The sequence below is a fragment of the Pedobacter petrophilus genome (assembly GCF_009674725.1).
Classification (GTDB): domain Bacteria; phylum Bacteroidota; class Bacteroidia; order Sphingobacteriales; family Sphingobacteriaceae; genus Pedobacter; species Pedobacter petrophilus.
Genome location: NZ_WKKH01000002.1, coordinates 57,126 through 76,699 on the forward strand (window position 1 = coordinate 57,126; position 19,574 = coordinate 76,699).

14 protein-coding genes are annotated in these 19,574 nt (G+C 38.9%); 5 read left to right on the forward strand and 9 right to left on the reverse strand.

Annotated elements, in window-relative coordinates; all coding sequences use genetic code 11:
* Window positions 1–127: 127 nt before the first annotated feature.
* A complete protein-coding gene (locus tag GJU39_RS01500) occupies window positions 128–1,339 on the forward strand; it encodes a bifunctional 3,4-dihydroxy-2-butanone-4-phosphate synthase/GTP cyclohydrolase II (RefSeq protein WP_154278920.1) in 1,212 nt (403 codons plus the stop codon).
* 380 nt (window positions 1,340–1,719) lie between these two features.
* On the opposite strand, the gene GJU39_RS01505 is transcribed toward GJU39_RS01500, so the two are convergent.
* Window positions 1,720–6,150: a translocation/assembly module TamB domain-containing protein gene (locus GJU39_RS01505; protein ID WP_154278921.1), complete on the reverse strand. Its 4,431-nt coding sequence runs from the start codon at window positions 6,148–6,150 to the stop codon at window positions 1,720–1,722.
* A 75-nt stretch (window positions 6,151–6,225) separates the two neighbouring features.
* Between GJU39_RS01505 and tsaD the strand changes: the two genes are divergently transcribed.
* Both tsaD and GJU39_RS01515 read left to right on the forward strand, forming a co-directional pair.
* On the forward strand, window positions 6,226–7,227 hold the full coding sequence (gene tsaD / locus GJU39_RS01510; RefSeq protein ID WP_154278922.1) for a tRNA (adenosine(37)-N6)-threonylcarbamoyltransferase complex transferase subunit TsaD: 1,002 nt from the start codon (window positions 6,226–6,228) through the stop codon (window positions 7,225–7,227).
* A 131-nt stretch (window positions 7,228–7,358) separates the two neighbouring features.
* A complete protein-coding gene (locus GJU39_RS01515) occupies window positions 7,359–7,556 on the forward strand; it encodes a hypothetical protein (RefSeq protein ID WP_154278923.1) in 198 nt (65 codons plus the stop codon).
* Window positions 7,557–7,612: 56 nt separating this feature from the next.
* On the opposite strand, the gene recA is transcribed toward GJU39_RS01515, so the two are convergent.
* The 5 genes from recA to GJU39_RS01540 form a co-directional block, all read right to left on the reverse strand.
* Window positions 7,613–8,626: a recombinase RecA gene (gene recA, locus GJU39_RS01520; RefSeq protein ID WP_154278924.1), complete on the reverse strand. Its 1,014-nt coding sequence runs from the start codon at window positions 8,624–8,626 to the stop codon at window positions 7,613–7,615.
* 123 nt (window positions 8,627–8,749) lie between these two features.
* Window positions 8,750–9,424, reverse strand: coding sequence for an endonuclease III (gene nth, locus GJU39_RS01525; protein ID WP_154278925.1), 675 nt, complete (start codon window positions 9,422–9,424; stop codon window positions 8,750–8,752).
* Window positions 9,425–9,493: 69 nt separating this feature from the next.
* Window positions 9,494–10,681, reverse strand: a complete 1,188-nt coding sequence (locus GJU39_RS01530; protein WP_154278926.1) for an MFS transporter — start codon at window positions 10,679–10,681, stop codon at window positions 9,494–9,496.
* A 220-nt stretch (window positions 10,682–10,901) separates the two neighbouring features.
* Window positions 10,902–11,096 (reverse strand): hypothetical protein, encoded by a 195-nt coding sequence (locus tag GJU39_RS01535; protein WP_154278927.1) that lies wholly within the window; start codon window positions 11,094–11,096, stop codon window positions 10,902–10,904.
* Between the two features lie 87 nt (window positions 11,097–11,183).
* A complete protein-coding gene (locus GJU39_RS01540) occupies window positions 11,184–11,768 on the reverse strand; it encodes an RNA polymerase sigma factor (RefSeq protein WP_154278928.1) in 585 nt (194 codons plus the stop codon).
* A gap of 259 nt (window positions 11,769–12,027) precedes the next feature.
* Here GJU39_RS01540 and uvrA point away from each other — a divergent pair, with 259 nt between their 5' ends.
* Together uvrA and GJU39_RS01550 are read left to right on the forward strand one after the other, a co-directional pair.
* Window positions 12,028–14,841, forward strand: a complete 2,814-nt coding sequence (gene uvrA / locus GJU39_RS01545) for an excinuclease ABC subunit UvrA (protein ID WP_154278929.1) — start codon at window positions 12,028–12,030, stop codon at window positions 14,839–14,841.
* Window positions 14,842–14,849: 8 nt separating this feature from the next.
* The gene (locus GJU39_RS01550; RefSeq protein ID WP_154278930.1) at window positions 14,850–15,503 is read left to right on the forward strand and encodes a LysE family transporter; all 654 of its coding nucleotides are present in this window, start codon (window positions 14,850–14,852) and stop codon (window positions 15,501–15,503) included.
* 257 nt (window positions 15,504–15,760) lie between these two features.
* Here the strand turns inward: GJU39_RS01550 and GJU39_RS01555 are convergent, their stop codons facing one another.
* The 3 genes from GJU39_RS01555 to GJU39_RS01565 form a co-directional block, all read right to left on the reverse strand.
* Window positions 15,761–16,795 (reverse strand): DUF2157 domain-containing protein, encoded by a 1,035-nt coding sequence (locus GJU39_RS01555; RefSeq protein WP_154278931.1) that lies wholly within the window; start codon window positions 16,793–16,795, stop codon window positions 15,761–15,763.
* Between the two features lie 103 nt (window positions 16,796–16,898).
* Complete coding sequence (locus tag GJU39_RS01560; protein ID WP_154278932.1) at window positions 16,899–19,112, reverse strand: cation:proton antiporter domain-containing protein; 2,214 nt, start codon at window positions 19,110–19,112, stop codon at window positions 16,899–16,901.
* Between the two features lie 81 nt (window positions 19,113–19,193).
* Window positions 19,194–19,541 carry a hypothetical protein gene (locus GJU39_RS01565; RefSeq protein WP_154278933.1) on the reverse strand — a complete coding sequence of 116 codons (348 nt, stop codon included), beginning with the start codon at window positions 19,539–19,541 and terminating at the stop codon, window positions 19,194–19,196.
* Between the last annotated feature and the right edge of the window lie 33 nt (window positions 19,542–19,574).

Sequence of the window (19,574 nt, forward strand, 5' to 3'; positions counted from 1 at the left end):
TATAAATGATATTTCCTGGATTTTTTTGTCTATTAAGGTTGTACCTTTGTGCTGGCAAAAGCTGTTACATGTTATCTTAGCCAATTAAAAATAACATGATCTGGCTAGATAAATATGCCTTGAACAAATGCAGACAAAACTAAATACCATAGCGGAAGCCATTGCTGAAATTAAGGCAGGCAAAGTGATTATTGTAGTAGATGATGAAAACCGCGAGAATGAAGGTGATTTTCTAACTGCTGCGGAGAATGCGACACCTGAGGTAATTAACTTTATGGCCACCTATGGGAGGGGATTAATTTGTGCGCCGCTTACAGAAGAGCGTTGCCAGGAATTGAACCTTGATTTAATGGTTGGTAAAAATACTGCCGCTTACGAAACCAATTTTACAGTTTCTGTAGACCTTGTTGGTCATGGTTGTACCACCGGAATTTCGGCGAGCGACAGGTCTAAAACGATGCTGGCTTTGGTAGATCCGAAAACCAAACCTGAAGAATTAGGAAGACCTGGACATATTTTTCCGCTGATTGCTAAAGATGGCGGTGTAATCCGTCGCGCCGGCCATACAGAAGCCGGGGTAGATTTAGCCCGTTTAGCCGGAATGAAACCTGCTGGTTTGTTAGTTGAAATTTTGAAAGAGGATGGCGAAATGGCCAGACTTCCGGATTTATTCAAAATTGCTGAACAACACCAGTTGAAAATTATTTCTATTGAAGATTTAATCGCTTACAGGTTAAACATTGATAGTTTAATTAAAAAAGAAGTAACCATTGATTTACCAACGCAGTGGGGCGATTTCAAAATGACTGCCTATACCCAGCTGGATAACAACGCCACACATTTGGCGATTTCAAAAGGTGAATGGAGCGATGACGAGCCGGTTCTTGCCCGTGTACACAGTTCTTGTGTGACTGGTGATATTTTCGGATCGTGCCGTTGCGATTGCGGACCACAACTGCATAAAGCTTTGGAAATGATTCAGAAAGAAGGCAAAGGAATTGTAGTTTATATGAATCAGGAAGGCAGAGGGATTGGACTAATCAATAAACTTCGTTCATATAACTTACAGGATGCTGGTTTTGATACCGTTGAAGCTAATATTAAATTAGGTTTCAAGGGTGATGAACGTGATTATGGCGTAGGCGCTCAAATATTGAGGTCTGAAGGCATCACTAAAATGCGTTTAATGAGTAATAACCCAACTAAAAGGGCAGGGCTGATTGGCTATGGTCTGGAAGTGATAGAGAATATTCCTATTGAAATTGAAAGCAATATCCATAATGAGCGTTATTTAAAAACTAAACGTGATAAAATGGGGCATTCAATTATGAAAGGATAGTTGAGTTTTTGGTTTGCGATTTTCAGTTGCCGGTTGATTCGGTAACCGGGAATTTAAATATATAAAGCATATCTGGGCCAGTAGTTCAACTACTGGCTTTTTTGTTGACGTGATTTTTTTTAAAAAAAAGGGTGGTTTTTGCCTGGCCGGAGCATGTTTGCCAGGAAAGTTGAAACAGAATTTTATCTCTTGCCAGAATGGATATGGCAATAACCACCCCGCCTTTCAGGCACCCCTCCTTAAAAGAAGGAGGAGAGTAGATTTATGGGTAATAGCGATTGCGTAAAATATTTCTGCAAATTGACCCTACAGCATTTATTTCCTCCCGCTGTGAACGAAATACGAGAGACGAACAACGACTTCTCACAAAACACTCACATTTACCTCCGCTGATTTCCCTTGCTCTGATTGATAATCGCTTCCTTGCTAATCGATTTATTCGTTTTAACAGGTGTTTCGCTTTGTTTCCGCTTCAGATTTCTACGGTAAGAGCCGGAGATTTTCTGAATAAACTCTTTAAACGTATCAAACTGCTGCGTGTACACCAAACCAAAAGAAGTTACGTTTGCCGTCGGACTGATTCCACTATTCAGGAAGATACTTTGTTGTGTAGGTGGTTTATTCGCGGCTTTCGCGGTTAAGCTTCCATCTTTTCTAATTAAAAATAATGCTTCAACCTCTCTGCCTACGTTATCGTTAGAAAAGTCGATTACGTTGAAATCGTTCACACTGTTTCTGTCGACAATACCGGCATTGATAATTAGCCTGTTATTGAATAATTTGAAAGATGCATTGGCTTCGTTCAGTGAGCGAACATTTAAATCTACAAAGTTCAGGTTTAGCGACGATAGTACATTGTTGAACTGGTTGAACACCAATTCTGTAGCTGTACTTGTTGCGGTAGAGCTTAACTGGTTACCAATAGATTCACCACCATTCCCTGAAGCGAAACTCCGCCTGATAATTAAACTAAAGGCTTGTAAATTCAGGTTATTCTGATCGCTAAGATAGGTTTGAAGTTGTTCTTTAATGGAAGGCTGTGAAGGGAAATTAATGTCGAGTTTAATTTCCGGCTGCAGCAGGAGACCGGTTAGTCCCATCTCCACTTCTGTATCTACCCTTTGGTTGGCTAAACTACTCGCATCGCGGTTAGCCGCTTTAAAGAGTTCATTTAAGTTGGCTCTTAACGCATAAATCGCTTTCAAATTAATCTGCGCAGCAGTAGGGTTTCCCGTCCACCGGATGGTACCACCTTGCCTGATTTCAAATTTCTTATTGATTACCTCTTGTGCCGTAAAGTCAAAACTACCCGTTTCGATGATATAATCTCCTGACATTTCAAAATCGCCCAGACTATTAATATTCAGGTTTAATTCCGCATTACCTTTACCACTCAAATTGCCTAATGTGGTAAAAATATTTGCTGTTGTATTCGGATCTATCGTGAGTTTAAATGTTAAGGTTAAACCATCAAAATTGGTGGTTTTCTTGACTACTTTACTCGAATCGCGACTAATAAAGTTGATAAAGTCTTTATCAGATACCGTTTCTGAACTGTTCAAAGGCAGATTGAAAACTGTTCCGTTTCCTGTTCTGGCTTTAATATCAATCTTCATTTTACTGGTAGGGCCATTGAATTTAAAAACACCCGTACCATATGCCTTTCCAAAGTAGACCGCATTATCTTTCGAGGTGGTATTTAGCGCCATGAAATCAGTGGCGTTAACCTCAACGGCTAAAGTTGGATCATTAAGATTGTTTAAATCTACCGAACCCCTTGCATTCGCCAGGTGGCCTTCTAAATCACGGAGTTTAAAATTATCCAACTTCACCACGCTGTTCTCAATATTTACTTTATCGGTAATTACATAAGTGGTCTTCAGGTAATTCACCATCAACTGTCCTTCATCGAGCGCCAGCGATCCGTTAATAGCAGGTTTATCTAAGGGGCCTTTAACACTTAAATCGGCAGAGATATTTCCTTTCAGATTAGATACCAGCGTTTTCACGAACGGCTCCAGAATGGTAAGTTTACTATTGTTCATCTTCACATCCATGTCGATCTGTTTTTCATTCAAATCCAGATTTCCGGTAAGTTTGAAAGTTTCGGTATTATCGGCAGTAATCCTGGTAAAGATGTTAACTTTATTTGTTTCGCTATTGAAAGATGAGGTATCCTGAAGTGTTCCGATGTAGATATCATTAAAGTTGAGGGAATCGATTTTCAAATCGTCTGTAGCTCTCGGGCCCTTTAAAATACCATAAAGTTTTGTGTTTCCATTTGCCTTTCCTCCAAGTTTTACCCCGAAACCTTTTGTAAAAGGATTAAGTGTTTTTAAATTAAAATCTTTAAATCCGACCTGAAGCAAATCTTTCGGATCATCAGAGAGTAAACCATCAATGGTTAATTGCTGATTGCCATTGGTTAAATCAAAGTTACTGATGAGGGTTTTGCCTTGGTTCAGCACAATTCTAACTTTCTCCTGAATCCGCCATTCTTCACTGTTTATTTTAAGAATGGAGGGTAACAAACTTAAGCGTGCTGTGGTATCCTGATTTTTAGTAAATTCAACCAGTCCGTTTAAATCCAGTTGGTTGGCTTCGTCAGAATTAGACATCTTGATGTTAAAAGCCAAACTATCATTGCGAAGGATATTCGAAACGTTGACATCTTTAATAAACAAACTATCATTCAACTGAACACGATCAGAAGTTATAATCAACTGAAGTTGCTCTTTAGTGGTATTTTCATCGAGGATGATATTGTTCACCACGATGCCATTGTATTTCAGTTTTTTAACAAACCCGGTAAGTGTGGCGGTGTTATTTCTGGAATCAAAATCGCCTAGCAGGATAGCGCCCTCTTCCATTTCCAATCCCGGGGAGATGAACTGAGCCAATGGTTCGAACTTCTTAATGCGCAAATCAAACTTGAAGATTTGATTGTTATATTTTATAATGTCTGTCTTTAGCGAAGGAATGTACGTTTTTGCTATCGCTTTATAATAAGATACAATAGAGTTAAGGTCATATTCACCAGCAATACTGGCGTCTAATATATCAGATTTAATATTTAGATTTCTATTGATACCCGTGCCTTTAGCCATCAGTTGTACCGAATCAACATTGTATATTCCTTTTGGATTTTGAAGCCTGATTTTTTCAATCAACAAACTTCCTTCAATATTATTCAGGTTGGTTCCGGCAAAATTTGTACTGAACTTTGCATCAACGATTAAGGAATCTTTTAAAAGTTTTAATGCTTTAAGCTTCGCTTTTGAAATTGTAGCATTGAAGTTAAATACCGGAAGTTTTGGGTTGAGGTTAACGCCGCCATCAAAAACAAGTTTCACATTCCGGTCATTGATGCTTAACTTTCCATCGAAATATTTCTTGTTGAATGTTCCGTCAATCTTCACATTGCTGTACCGGTATCCGTTGAAGTCGATATACTTTACGTCTCCATTAATCTTTTCTGTAAGATTTTTGAGTTCAGTTCCGCGGCCCTTTACATAAAGTGAAGAGCTAATTCTTCCCAAAGATTTTTCATCGATAAGATTACCGATATTAAAATCGAAAGTTTTAACATTACCCGTATAAGATGGAACATTGTTTTTATCGATCTTCATGTTTACATCAGAAACGATTCTGCCCAGCTTCGTTTTGAACTCGCCATAAGCGATAAAATCATTTTGAAAGCCTGTAAAACTTCCATTAAAGTTAATGTTGCCGAACTTATTAACGATTACGGGAATCACTTTTTTCTTGCTATTGGTTACGCCGGCAAGAATGGCATCAAGATCGGTTTTGTTGGTGCCAGCCATTTCAATCTTCATATCCATGAAGGTTTCGCGCCACTTTGGTAAACCCTTAAGAATGAAATCTCCTTTAATATAAGTGGCTTTACCTGCTTTAATAGAAAGATTCTTCGCCCGGAGGTTGTTCACCAAACCTGTAATCTGCCCATCTATATCCAGGTCCAGTTTCATGTCGTTAAGTTCCGGTGTAAAAAAAGCAACGTCTTTGGAGGATAGGTGGCTATTCTTAAACACGGCTTTCATCCTCACATTATCCACATAATGATTAAAATCCTTCAGGGATTTATATTTCATTTGATAATAATTGGTCAGGTAGCTATTATCGGTAACCAATAGTAAATTTTTTAATTCTATGGCGTTACTATCCAGGGTAGTTTCTGCGGTAAGATTTTTAAGGTAAAAGCCACTTTTTTCCTTTAATGTCAGGTTTTTAACATTAGTTTTAAGCAGGTGGTTTTTCATGTCAAGCCCTTCAAAGATTCCGCTTATGGCTTTAACGTCAACATTGTCGAAGTTGACAGCTTTGCCTTGAGTGGTATCTTTAGCGGCGTAGTTTGTATAGCGAAAAGCAAATTGATTTAAAATAAGCCGGCTTAACTTTACATCATAAGGCTTACTTTTCTTTTTCTTTACCTTAGGTTTACCAGAATCGAAGTAGTCTATGAGGAAATCGAGATTAGAAGACTTATCTTTAAAATCCTTTAGGAAAAATTGCCCGTTATTGATCTGAACGGTATTGATATCGATTATCTTTTTATCAAGAGAGAGCTGATTAATATCAACCATAAATTGAGGCGTGCGCAGTAAAGTGTCTTTTTGTAAATCGAGCACCACTAAATCTTCGAGCACAACAGATTTGAAAGGCTTAATGTAAAGGCTTTTAATGGTGATAGTCGTATTCAGCTCTTTAGACAAATATGCCGCTGCTTTCTGCGCAACATAGGTTTGAACGGGCTTAAACTGTAATGAGAAAATAATAAGCGCAAGCAGCAAAATTATTGATGCAATTACCCAAAGGAGTATTTTAAATAGTTTTTTAATAATTTCGCAGCTTAAAATTTAAATAATTTGTCTGTTATACTTGCTATCGAGTCTTCTTGCGATGATACTTCAGTCGCTATATGTAACAACGGCAAAATTACGGCCAATGTTATTGCAAACCAAACTATTCATGAAAATTATGGTGGCGTAATCCCCGAATTGGCATCCAGGGTACATCAACAAAATATTGTTCCAACTATTGAGCAAGCATTAAACAATGCAAAGGTTACAAAACAGGACATAAATGCTGTTGCCTTTACGCGCGGGCCAGGTTTGCTCGGTTCCCTTTTGGTGGGGGTTTCCTTTGCGAAATCTTTTGCACTTGCGTTAAATATACCATTAATTTCTGTTAATCATATGCATGCCCATATCCTGGCGCATTTCATTGATGATCCAAAACCGAATTTTCCGTTCCTATGCCTTACCGTTTCTGGCGGGCACACACAGATTGTGCTGGTTAAGGATTATTTTGATATGGAGATTGTTGGCGAAACCCTTGATGATGCAGCAGGAGAGGCCTTTGATAAAACGGCCAAAATCTTGCAGCTTCCTTACCCCGGCGGACCATTAATTGATCAGCATGCAAAATTGGGTAACCCCAGGGCGTTCAAATTTGCTGAACCACAGATTGCAGACCTGAATTTTAGTTTTAGCGGATTTAAGACTTCGATCCTTTACTTCATCAGAAAACAGGAAAAGGAAAATCCAAACTTTATTGCCGAAAATTTAGATGATATTTGTGCATCTGTTCAACATAGCATTGTTCAAATTTTATTGAATAAGTTAAAGAAAGCGGCCAAACAATATGGGATTAATGAAGTGGCCATTGCAGGTGGCGTTTCTGCGAACTCCGGTTTGAGGAACGGTTTGCAGGAAACTGCTGATGAACTTGGATGGAACGTTTATATTCCTGCATTTCAATATTGCACTGATAATGCCGGAATGATTGCCATTGCCGGATATCAAAAGTACCTGGTTAAAGATTTTGTTGGGCAGGAAGTATCGCCGATGGCAAGAATGGAGTTTTAGGTTAGAGGGGTTTAGATAGGTTAGAGGTTTAGATAGGTGAGGTGTTTGGAGCGCTAGGGAAAGGATTAGCTAAACAACACAATTGCAATTCTAAACTTCCAATTAAGAATAATTAAATTGAATTTATAGATATGACTGGAGCATCATTGATATTCTGGATCGTTTGCGCGATACCACTTATCGGAATTTTATATTACCTGATTAGAAAAGACAAAAATAAGCTGAACGGGAGTTGGGGGGTAATTATTTTAGGCGCCTTGATTATTTCGGCATTATTAGTTATCGTTTATGTAACCAAAGATTTTAACGCAATATTTAGCCAGAACTAATTTTCCTTTTAACAAAAAAAGCGCTGATTCAGCGCTTTTCTCCTTTATATTTTGAGTTATTTCTCAGCCAGTTTTTCTCCGGTTACTTCAGCTTTAATCTTAATTTCAAGTTCATCTGCCAATTCAGGGTTATCACTTAACAGTTGTTTTACTGCATCTCTACCTTGACCTAATTTAGTATCTCCGTAAGAGTACCATGAACCGGCTTTTTTGATAATTCCGAAGTCAACACCTAAATCTACGATCTCACCATTTTTCGAAATTCCTTCACCAAACATTACGTCAAATTCTGCAATTCGGAAAGGTGGAGCCACTTTATTTTTAACGATTTTAACTTTAACACGGTTACCTGAAACTTCGTCAGAATCTTTAATTTGTGAAATCCTACGGATGTCCAGACGTACCGAAGCATAGAATTTTAATGCGTTACCACCAGTTGTGGTTTCCGGGTTACCAAACATCACTCCAATCTTATCACGTAACTGATTGATGAAAATACAGCAACATCCGGTTTTTGAAATCGTTCCGGTTAGCTTCCTTAAGGCCTGACTCATTAAACGTGCGTGTAAGCCCATTTTACTGTCGCCCATTTCACCTTCAATTTCACTTTTAGGAACCAATGCTGCGACAGAGTCAATCACGATCACATCAATAGCACCAGAGCGAATTAAGTTATCAGCAATCTCCAATGCCTGCTCACCATTATCTGGTTGAGAAATTAATAAGTTGTCAGTATCAACCCCTAATTTTTTCGCATAAAACTGATCGAAAGCATGTTCCGCATCAATAAATGCTGCTATACCGCCTTTTTTCTGTGCTTCAGCAATAATATGGGTAGCTAAAGTTGTTTTACCAGAAGATTCCGGGCCATAGATTTCGATTACCCTTCCTTTTGGAATACCGCCTATACCTAATGCGATATCTAAACTGATTGAACCAGTTGAGATAAAATCAATAGGTTCGATAGCAGTATCACCAAGTTTCATGATGGTACCTTTACCATAAGATTTTTCTAATTTATCTAGAGTTAACTGTAATGCTTTTAATTTATCAGGATTTGCGCTTGCCATTTTTTTAAAATTTGATTCCGTAAATATAATTGAATTGTCGGCTAAATATGCTCGTGTTAATAACTTGTATTGCTAAAATATTTAGCTAAGTTAAAAGTTTTTTAGCTAATGTCAATAGTAAAGTTAAATTATTTTTATTTTAAGTAAGTCGCGTTCCTTTTGAGCCGTTAGCCGTTCGAAATAGCGGCACATATAGGTAATTTCACACACTTCGCATTTAGGGTTTCTGGCTACACAAACGTATCTTCCATGAAGAATAAGCCAATGGTGTGCAATATGGATATCGTGTTGTGGTAAATTTTTAACCAGGTCTTTTTCTACTGCTAAAGGTGTTTTACCATCCGTTAATCCCAGGCGGTTAGCCACGCGAAATACGTGTGTATCTACAGCCATCGCCGGTGCGTTATAAATTACTGAAGCAATTACATTAGCGGTTTTACGCCCTACGCCTGGCATTTTTTGCAGGTCATCTATCCCGGAAGGAACCACGTCATTAAATTCATTAACCAGGATATTGGCCATGCCCACCAGGTGTTTTGCTTTATTATTTGGATAGCTAATGCTTTTTATATAATCAAAAACAATATCTGGTGTAACTTCAGCCAGTGCTTTTGCATTTGGGAAGCGTTGAAATAAGGCAGGTGTAACCATATTCACCCGCTTATCGGTACATTGAGCAGAAAGAATTACCGCAACCAATAATTGGTATGGATTATTGTAATGTAATTCGGTTTCTGCATCTGGCTGTTTGGCCGAGAAATGTTCTACAAAAAGTTTATAACGTTCTTTTTTAAGCATGGGCAAATATAACAAGCAAATTGGTGAGTTACCACTTTCTCTGCTTTGCATAAAGATTCAGGAAAATAATTAATGCATTACGACATACTTTTGTGCTGTTGCTACGGATCCTTTACCAGATTTGCTTTTAATTAGCCAAAAGGCGAAAAAGGCACCAATTAATGCCATAGCGGCACCTACATAAGCTGGAGACGTGTAGTCAAAACCATAAACCAAAGGCAATCCTCCAAAAAAGGCACCCAGGGCATTTCCGATATTAAAACTCGCCTGACTGGCAGATGCGGCCAGCATTTCAGAACCTTTGGCCGATTGAATCATTAACATCTGGATGGGTGCGGCAAGTGAAAAAGCAACTGCACCAGTGATAAAGGTCATCACGAGTGCAAAAACCTGGTTTCCGGAAACGAAATGTACAATAGTTAGGGCAACAACCATCGCCAGTAACAACACAGCTGAGGCTTTGGCCGGTGAATATTTATCCGCCAGTAAGCCGCCGATAAAGTTTCCCGCCATCATACCTAAGCCGGCAAGCATCAAAATATAGGTTACCGATTCTGGTGAAAAGCCTGCAACATCAGTCATCAATGGCGCAATGTAACTGTACCAGGTAAATAAACCACCTGTACCGATGGAGATCATTAAGATGATAATCCATGCTTCTCTCTTTTTAAAGAAACTGAGTTCGGCTTTCAGGTCGCGGTTTTTGGCGGCTTCTAAAGCCGGAAGCCATAATTTAAGGCTTAACAAAGTAATCAAGCCAACGGCAACCACTACTGCGAACGAAATGCGCCAGGAGAAGTTATGTCCGATAAAGGTACCCAACGGAACGCCCACAATATTGGCAATGGTTAAACCCATAAACATCAGCGAAACTGCTTGTGCTTCTTTTCCTTTTTTAGCTATCCGGCTGGCTACTACAGAACCAACACCAAAAAACGCGCCGTGGGGTAAGCCGGAAAGTAACCGGGCAATAAATAAAGTATTAAAGGTTGGTGCAAATGCAGAAAATGCATTAAAAGCGGTAAACATAACCATTAATGCGATGAGGATTTTTTTAGGCGGATATTTTCCGGCAATCATAATTAATAATGGAGCGCCAATAACCACGCCTAATGCGTATGCGGAAATTAAATGTCCGGCTTTGGGAATGCTTACCGTTAAATCTTTGGCAATGTCCGGAAGCAGTCCCATCATTACAAATTCTGTTATTCCGATGCCTAAACCACCTAAAGTTAAGGGCAGAAGATTTTTATTCATAGCGTACTTAGTGTTAGAATTACACTATGCAAAGGTATGGCTTTTTATTTTTTAAAATTGTAAAAATCCGGCCATCTTAGTGGTGCCTGTCCCTGGTACGCAACGCTACCATTATTTTAAATAAAGCAGCATTTCTATATTTTGAACCGGATAAATATCGCAAAAAAGTAAAAGGCTGCCCTACACTTGTAGAACAGCCTTTTTTAGCTCATGTAAATTCTTACTTCTTTCTGCTGTAGGCTAAGATCTTCTTGATGGTTTCATCCTGAGGATTTTTCGCTAAACGATCTAGCTTACCTTTTATTTGATCATAAAATAAGCTGATTTCTGCGTCAGATTCGATGTCAGTTTTAGGCTGAAACATGTTTTGAATAGGTAAGTTTACACTTGTGTTTGATGTAGAGGTTTTTGTCATAAGCAACTAAATGTGATAAGTTTATAAACTTAACGATAGTTCAGATGCTTTATTTTATAGCCTACTACAAAAAACGTAACATTTACGCTACCCTTTGTATGTCATCTCTTTCGTTTTAAGCATTTTCCTCAGATTACTCAAGGCATAGCGCATACGCCCTAACGCGGTATTGATGCTTACATCGGTTAAATCTGCTATTTCCTTGAAACTCAAATCGGCATAATGACGCATTAGAAGCACTTCCTTCTGCTCATCAGGCAATAAATGAATCATTTCCTTTAGATCTTTATGGGTTTGATCACGAAGCATTTTATCTTCCGCGCTCTCATCATAAAACTGTAGCGTATTGAAGACATCCATTCCATCAGAACTGGTGATGATTGGAGTTCGTTTCTCTTTTCTGAAATGATCAATAACGAGGTTATGCGCAATCCGCATTACCCAAGGCAAAAACTTTCCCTCTTCGTTATATCTTCCTGATCGCAGCGTGTTAATTACTTTGATAAAGGCATCCTGAAAAATATCCTCTGCCAGATATTGGTCCTTAACCAATAAGTAGATAGAAGTATAAATCTTGCTTTTATGTCTTCGTAAAAGTTCCTGCAATCCGTTCTCGTTTCCGGTAATATATACCTTTACGAGGTCCTGATCGTTATATGATTGTAAATTCATAGGTTTACCTACACTAAATCCCGTACTGTTTGCTAAAAATTAATTTGTAGATGTTTAATTTCTATAGCTTATCTCCTATGTTTTTTGATTGAGTTGGTTTGGTTTTGAGGTTGTTAATGCCCAAAGAAAGTTATTTTTTTATCAAAATGCAAAAAATAAAATGTTAAAAAATAAATTAACCGTCTCAGTACCCTATTTTTGTATCATCTTAAAACCCAAATTACTTTCTGGGGTTTTCATAATATATTCTTAACGATACATGAGCAAAAAAGAGGCCGAAAAAGATCCGCATAAAAATATAATCATTAAAGGTGCCCGTGTGCACAACCTTAAAAACATAGATGTTGCTATTCCGAAAAATAAACTGGTGGTGGTTACGGGTATGTCTGGTTCGGGGAAATCTTCGCTTGCATTTGATACTTTATATGCTGAAGGACAACGCCGTTACGTAGAGAGTTTATCATCTTATGCCCGGCAGTTTATGGGGAGAATGAATAAACCTGATGTAGATTATATTAAAGGAATTGCGCCTGCCATAGCCATAGAACAAAAGGTGATTACTTCCAATCCCCGTTCAACAGTAGGTACCTCAACAGAAATTTATGATTACCTGAAATTGCTCTTCTCCCGGATCGGAAAAACAATCTCCCCGATATCTGGTAAAGAGGTGAAAAAAGATTCGGTAAGTGCTGTGGTAGATTATGTAGGCGCCATGCCCGAAGATACAACGGTAACCATTTTTTGCCCGCTCTATCCACACAACAACCGGACTATTAAAGAAGAACTTGCCATCTTATTACAGAAGGGTTTTCTACGGGTGCTGATTGATGAGAAAATTTTAAAAATAGAATCGGTTCTTGATGATGCAGATTTTAAGGATTCAGAATTAACTGATGATAAAACGGTGCAAATTCTGATCGATCGGATCGTTGTTAATCAGGAAGAAGAAACTTTAAGCCGATTGGCAGATTCTGCACAAACTGCTTTCTTTGAAGGAAAAGGAGATTGTTATGTAGAAGCCGAAGGGAAAACCAAACATTTTAGCGATCGGTTTGAGTTGGATGGCATTCGCTTTGAAGAACCAACGCCTAATTTTTTCTCCTTTAATAATCCATACGGTGCCTGTAAACGCTGTGAAGGTTACGGAAATGTAATCGGTATTGATGAAGATTTGGTGATTCCGGATAAAAGTAAAAGTGTTTACGACAATGCCATTGCGCCCTGGAGAGGGGAGAAGATGAGCGTTTGGCTGCAGAACTTTGTTAAAGCCGCTCCAAAATTTGATTTTCCTATTCATAGGGCATATAGCCAGCTCACCAATAAAGAACAGCGTTTACTTTGGTCGGGTAATAAATATTTTGCCGGACTTGATGCTTTTTTCAAAGAACTGGAAGAACAAACCTATAAAATACAATACCGGGTAATGTTATCGCGCTACCGCGGAAAAACAACCTGCCCCGATTGTCAGGGATCTCGTTTACGTAAAGATGCATCTTATGTAAAGATTGCTGAAAAATCTATCATTGACATTGTATTGATGCCATTGTCTAAAGCACTGGTTTTCTTCAATGATTTAAAACTGGGTGTAAATGATGCTAAAATTGCAAAACGTTTATTGGCTGAAATTGATAACCGGTTCCTTTACCTGAACAATGTAGGTTTGGGTTACTTAACGCTGAATCGTTTATCTAATACCCTATCTGGCGGTGAATCGCAAAGAATCAATTTAGCAACTTCATTAGGCAGTAGCCTGGTCGGTTCCATCTATGTGTTGGATGAACCCAGTATCGGACTCCATCCGCGGGATACCAACAAATTAATTGAGGTACTGATATCTTTAAGGAACGTTGGGAATACCGTTATCGTGGTAGAACATGAGGAGGAAATGATGCGTGCAGCTGATTATATTATTGATATTGGCCCGGAAGCAGGTACGCATGGCGGTAACCTGGTTTTTAGCGGCAATTACGAAGAAATATTACAAGATACCAAGAGCTTAACCGGGCGTTATTTAGCTGGCATAGAAAAAATTGCCATCCCGGAAAAGCGTCGGAAATGGAAAGATCATATCCTGATTAAAGGTGCCAGAGAAAATAACCTTCAAAATATTGATGTAAAGTTTCCATTGGGTGTTTTTACTGCTGTGAGTGGCGTTTCGGGCTCTGGAAAAACAAGTTTGGTAAAGAAAATCCTTTATCCTGCTTTGCAGAAAGCCATTGGTAATTATGCTGGTGAGCAAACTGGTGCTTATGATGGTATTTTCGGAAATACCGATTTAGTAAGTGCTGTAGAGATGGTGGATCAGAATCCGATTGGTCGTTCAAGTCGTTCGAATCCGGTTACCTATGTTAAAGCCTGGGATGATATCCGTGCGCTGTTTTCAGGTTTGGCTGCTGCTAAAGCTGCCGGATTGAAGCCTGCGGCGTTCTCTTTCAATGTGGAAGGCGGACGTTGCGATGTTTGCCAGGGTGAGGGTGAAGTGAAAATCGAAATGCAGTTCATGGCGGATATTTATTTGCCATGTGAGGCTTGCGGTGGAAAAAGGTTTAAACAGCAGGTTTTAGACATTACTTACAAAGAAAAAAATGTTTCTGAAATTCTGGATATGACCATCGATGAAGCGGTTGATTTCTTTGCCGATGAGCAGAAGATTTTAAATAAACTGAATCCATTGGTAGATGTTGGTTTGGGCTATGTGCATTTGGGTCAATCATCAAATACCTTGTCAGGAGGGGAAGCACAGCGGATTAAACTGGCATCGTTCCTGATCAAAGGCAATAATGCCAATAAAACGTTATTCATTTTTGATGAGCCAACAACAGGATTGCACTTTCACGATATTAAGAAACTATTGAAGGCTTTAAACACTTTGATAGAGCAGGGGAATACTATTTTAGTGATTGAACACAATATGGATATGATTAAATGTGCAGATTGGGTAATCGATATCGGTCCGGAAGGTGGCGATGGCGGAGGCAAGCTGGTTTTTGAAGGCCTGCCTGAAGATTTAATTAAAGAGAAAAATTCTTATACCGGCAAATATTTAGCATCGCATTTAAATTTAAATCCATAATTTCGGCAATGCTTTTCCTCACCTTTTTTATAGGCATCATTCTCAATGCCATGGGCTACATTCCCCCTGGCAATATCAACCTTACGGTTGCGCAACTTGCCATTAATAAAGGCATGCGTCAGGTGTGGTATTTTATCATCTCATTTTCCTGTGTAGAGATATTTTTTACCTTCGGGATGATGCGTTTTGCCCGTTGGGCCATGAGTGATATCAACCCTAACGAGGCCGTAAGTGAAGTAAGGTTAGGCACTTTGGTAGATTGCTTTATGATTCTCATGTTCATTACCATGGGAACAATTACCTGGGCTAACCGGAAAAAGGTACCGGTAACCAGTAATAAAAAGGAAGATAAGCGAAGCGGAAGTGTGTTGTATGGCCTGATCCTGGGCGTACTGAATCCGGTTCAAATTCCTTTTTGGCTATTCTTTGGCAATTATGTAATCTTGCACGAATGGATAGAAACGGATTATTTATCCCTGATTATTTTTGCTATTGGCTCTGGTTTTGGCTCCGCCGGAGCACTATATGTTTATGCGCATTTTGCCACCTTTATCCAGGAGAAATTCGCCTTAAGTAGCCTGATTATTAATAAATCTATTGCCATATTTTTATATGTACTGGCGGCTTACCTGATCGTGAAACAGATTGTTGTTATCCTTTAGGGTTTTAGTCTTGAGTCGTAAGTCTTTAGTCCTTAGTTGGGAGTTGCAGGGTGGTAAAGCTTATTACTCAGCCCCTAATTACAGCAATGATTACCGTTCTTAAAATGGATCAAGAGCAAGGACAATGTTAAAGACCAAAACAAGAAGCCTACTCCTAAAAAGAAAAACGTCAGACGAAAAACGACAATTGAATACATATATATATATCGAAAACCCTCAGCCTCATCTTGAAGAAATCTTTTTTATTAAAACACTTCTTACTTTAAAAATTCTACATTCCAGATTTTCTCTGCTTTTCTGCCGATGAGCCAGAACGATGCCGCCAATACTGAAAAGAAGAGTGCTTTGTGCCAGCTATCCCAGAAGTATTCAAAATAGCGGGTATAGAGATTTACAAAGAGAAAAGTAATTCCAAATTCACGGGCAATATCATCGCGGTATTTTAAACCATATAAAGTGCTACCTACGCAAACTATAGCAGAAATTAAGGCCCAATAAAACAAGTTCAACTGCCTAACCGAATACCACTCCTCTAAACTGGCGAAGTTTCCAAAAACCGACAAAGCCCAGAGGGAGATGAATAAATAAACCATTCCGGCAAGGTAAGTTACCTGGAAAAATTGTTTTGTTTTGGGGATTGCCTTCATAATGAAAGATGATGCTGTTAGTGCAGCACCGAACACCACAAATCTCAGCGGGTAATTCATTCCGAGGAAATAATAGTTCCAGCGGCTTAAATAGCCGGTTTCAGTACCAAACCAGGCACCTAAAGATATTAAGGCAAAAATCCAGATCAACTTGGAGTTGAAAAAATATCCTAGTCCGCCGTAGATAAACACGGAAATCAGGATCAAAACAGTGAAATTCCCAGAGCCATTATCGAGCGACTTGCCAAAATAAGCAATGGCATTCGCCGTGAGTAATATCGCTGAAAATACGATCGCTTCGTTGCTGAAACGCAGATTGGGAAGCTTTTTCTTCCTTCGGAAACCTAAAATATAGAGCCAGCCTGCAAGTCCGCCAGAAACCAGCGCAATTACAATATTTGGTGTGTTGTAAACCCTTTTGAGATAATTCAGAATTGCATTGTCGATCAATAAAGATCCAAGCGCTATAAAGCCACAAGCTAAAGCTACCCAAAAGGCATATTGAGCAAGTCTTAACCAATCAAAATTTTTGGCTTCATAACTCTGGCGAAGTTTGTTTCCCGTTTCTGCATTGATTAAGCCATCATTTTGCCATTGCTCAATCATATCATCCAGAAACTCACTTTTTTCTATATCAACTTTCATAGGTAGGGTTGTATACGAAGATATAAAAATAAGTCCGAAGTCGGGAGTCTGAAGTCGTAAGGCGATATCGACTCCGGACTAAAGACTCCCGACTCCGGACTTTCTATATTACCTCTTTAATTTTCTTATTATTCCCGACAATCCAGATCACATCACCATTATCAAAAGTGAAATCAGATGATGGGTTTAAAATTCTTTCCGTTCCACGTTCAATTCCAACAACCAGCGCCTGTGCTTTTTCCCGAATACCTGCATTTCTGATGCTTAAACCATAAACAGGAGATTCCAAGTTGACCACAACTTTCTGTAAGGTCATTTCCTTATCAGGGAAGTTTTTCTCGCTTTCTGTCTCCGGAATATCAACCTCTAAAATTGTCTTTACCGCTGCCAGTTGATCATCTGCACCAATCAGCAATAGTTTATCATTCGGGTAAAGTCTTTCATCTCTACCCGGTGTTGGAATATTGGTTCTTCCGCGTTCAATCATGGCAATGTTTACACCATATTTTTCACGGATCATCAGGCTGGCAAGTGTTTGGCCAACTACCTCCGATTCCGGCGAAACCACCAGTTCTGTTAAGTGGGTATCCCAGGGTAAAATATCTGGTTTTTGATTTTCCCTGGCATTCAGGTTTAAGATGAAACGTTTTTCCAGCTTATTATAAAACGACTGGAGTTTTCTAGAGAAGATAAACATCATCAACACCATGAGCACCAGTGCTAATCCGGCAGCTATCCAGGTATCGAAAAATTCGTATACCAGGAAACCCACGAAAAACACACCTAAGGCAATTCTAAAAGCCTCAATTGCGATAAGCGGCCCCCGCGTAAATTTTTTGCTGAGCCACAAATGCGAATAGGCAGTTTTCTGAATCCTCCTGATGGACAGCGCCCATAAAAAAGGGGCCATGATTACGAACGAAACCACCAAACTAATAATGGTAGATTTCATGCCGTTTACAACGTTATTGGCAATAAAAGGCTGGAGGTACCGGGATGCAAGGAAAATAATGGAGACTATAATTACGGAATGAATTACGGTGTTAAAAGCATATCCGCGCAAAAGGATTTTCCAATCGCTTAAAGTAGTCATCCCTTCAGTACTGGAGCTGTATCTCGAGATTCCATCAAGCCATTTCTTTGGTAAAATCCTGTTTAAAAAATTATAAAACGGCTCGGACAATTTGATTAGATAAGGCGATGTAAAAGTAGTAATTGCTGCTGCGGCAACAGCGATGGGGTAAAGGAAATCGCTGGTTACTTTTAAGGTTAAACCTAATGATGCAATGATAAATGAAAATTCGCCTATTTGCGCCAAACTCATGCCAGACTGTACAGCAGTTTTTAAAGGCTGGCCAGAAAGTAAAGCCCCCAAAATGGTAAATAAAATTTTCCCGGAGATGATTACAACAGTAGCTAAGATAATGGGTCCGGCATATTTAACCAGCATTGCAGGTTCGATCAGCATTCCTACTGATACAAAGAAAACAGCGGCGAACAAATCCTTAACTGATTTGGTTAAATGTTCTATTCTTTCTGCCTGTGTTGTTTCGGCCAGGATTGAGCCCATAATAAATGCCCCTAATGCGGGAGAGAAACCAACCTTATCGGCCAGCAGCACCATCACCAAACAAAGCGCCAAAGAAACCACGAGCATGGTTTCATCATTCATTAATTTTTTGGTCGCTTTTAAAAATGATGGGATTAAAAATATTCCCGCTAAAAACCAAAGAACAAGGAAAAATGCTAATTTTAAGATAGACATGACCATTTCTGTTCCGGCAGATTGCTGGCTCACCGCAAGCGTGGAGAATAAAACCAGGAGTAAAATAGCCAGTAAATCTTCTACAATTAAAACACCGAAAACTAAACCAGCGAATTTTTTATGTTTCAACCCTAATTCTTCAAAAGCTTTAATGGCGATCATGGTTGATGAAATGGACAAAATTCCACCAAAGAAAAGGCTATCCATATCTTTCCACCCCATTGCTTTACCCGTTAAATAACCTGCAAGGATGATGAAAAGTACTTTTACAATGGCAGTAATGGAAGCTGAGCCACCTACTTTAACAAGTTTTTTAAAACTGAATTCTAAACCCAGGCTAAAGAGCAGGAAGATTACACCAATCTCACCCCAAATGTTAATGCTTTTAGTATCGGTAACGGATGGAAAAAAATCTAAATGTGGGCCAACAAGTAAACCCGCTAAAATATAACCTAAAACCAGGGGCTGCTTTATTCTTTTAAATATGAGTGTGGTAATCCCTGCTGCGGCGAGGATTAATCCTAAATCGGCAATTAAATCTGGTAAATGCATTTTGTTAATCGGTATTGTGGTAAATAATTTCCGGGCAGGCCGGCTGTGTATTCCACCGCATGGTGGTGCGCAAAACAGTATTTACCAGAAAAAGTGTTTCGGATAAAGCATTTTAAACAAGCACCAATAGTTGTGTTTTAACCGTTTTAAAACCGCCTTACTAATTGTTGAAGTGATGGAAAGTAGTAACGCCATAATCAAAACAGCAAATACAACTAAAAAATTTTTTACAACAGTATGATTCATCAGGTCTTTTTGGAAACTTTCCTGATCTTGCGTATGGCCGAAGTGAAATTTAAAAGTGCTTTTTTTGAAGTTGCGAACGGGTTGTGCCGACTGAATTTTTGAGGTGTTATCTTTTTTTGGAGCAGCAAAGCTTGCGAAACTCACCAGCGTACTTAAAAAAATAATTATATAAAAAAGCCTCATTGCTGCTAATATAGCGAAAATGAGGCTTTTTTG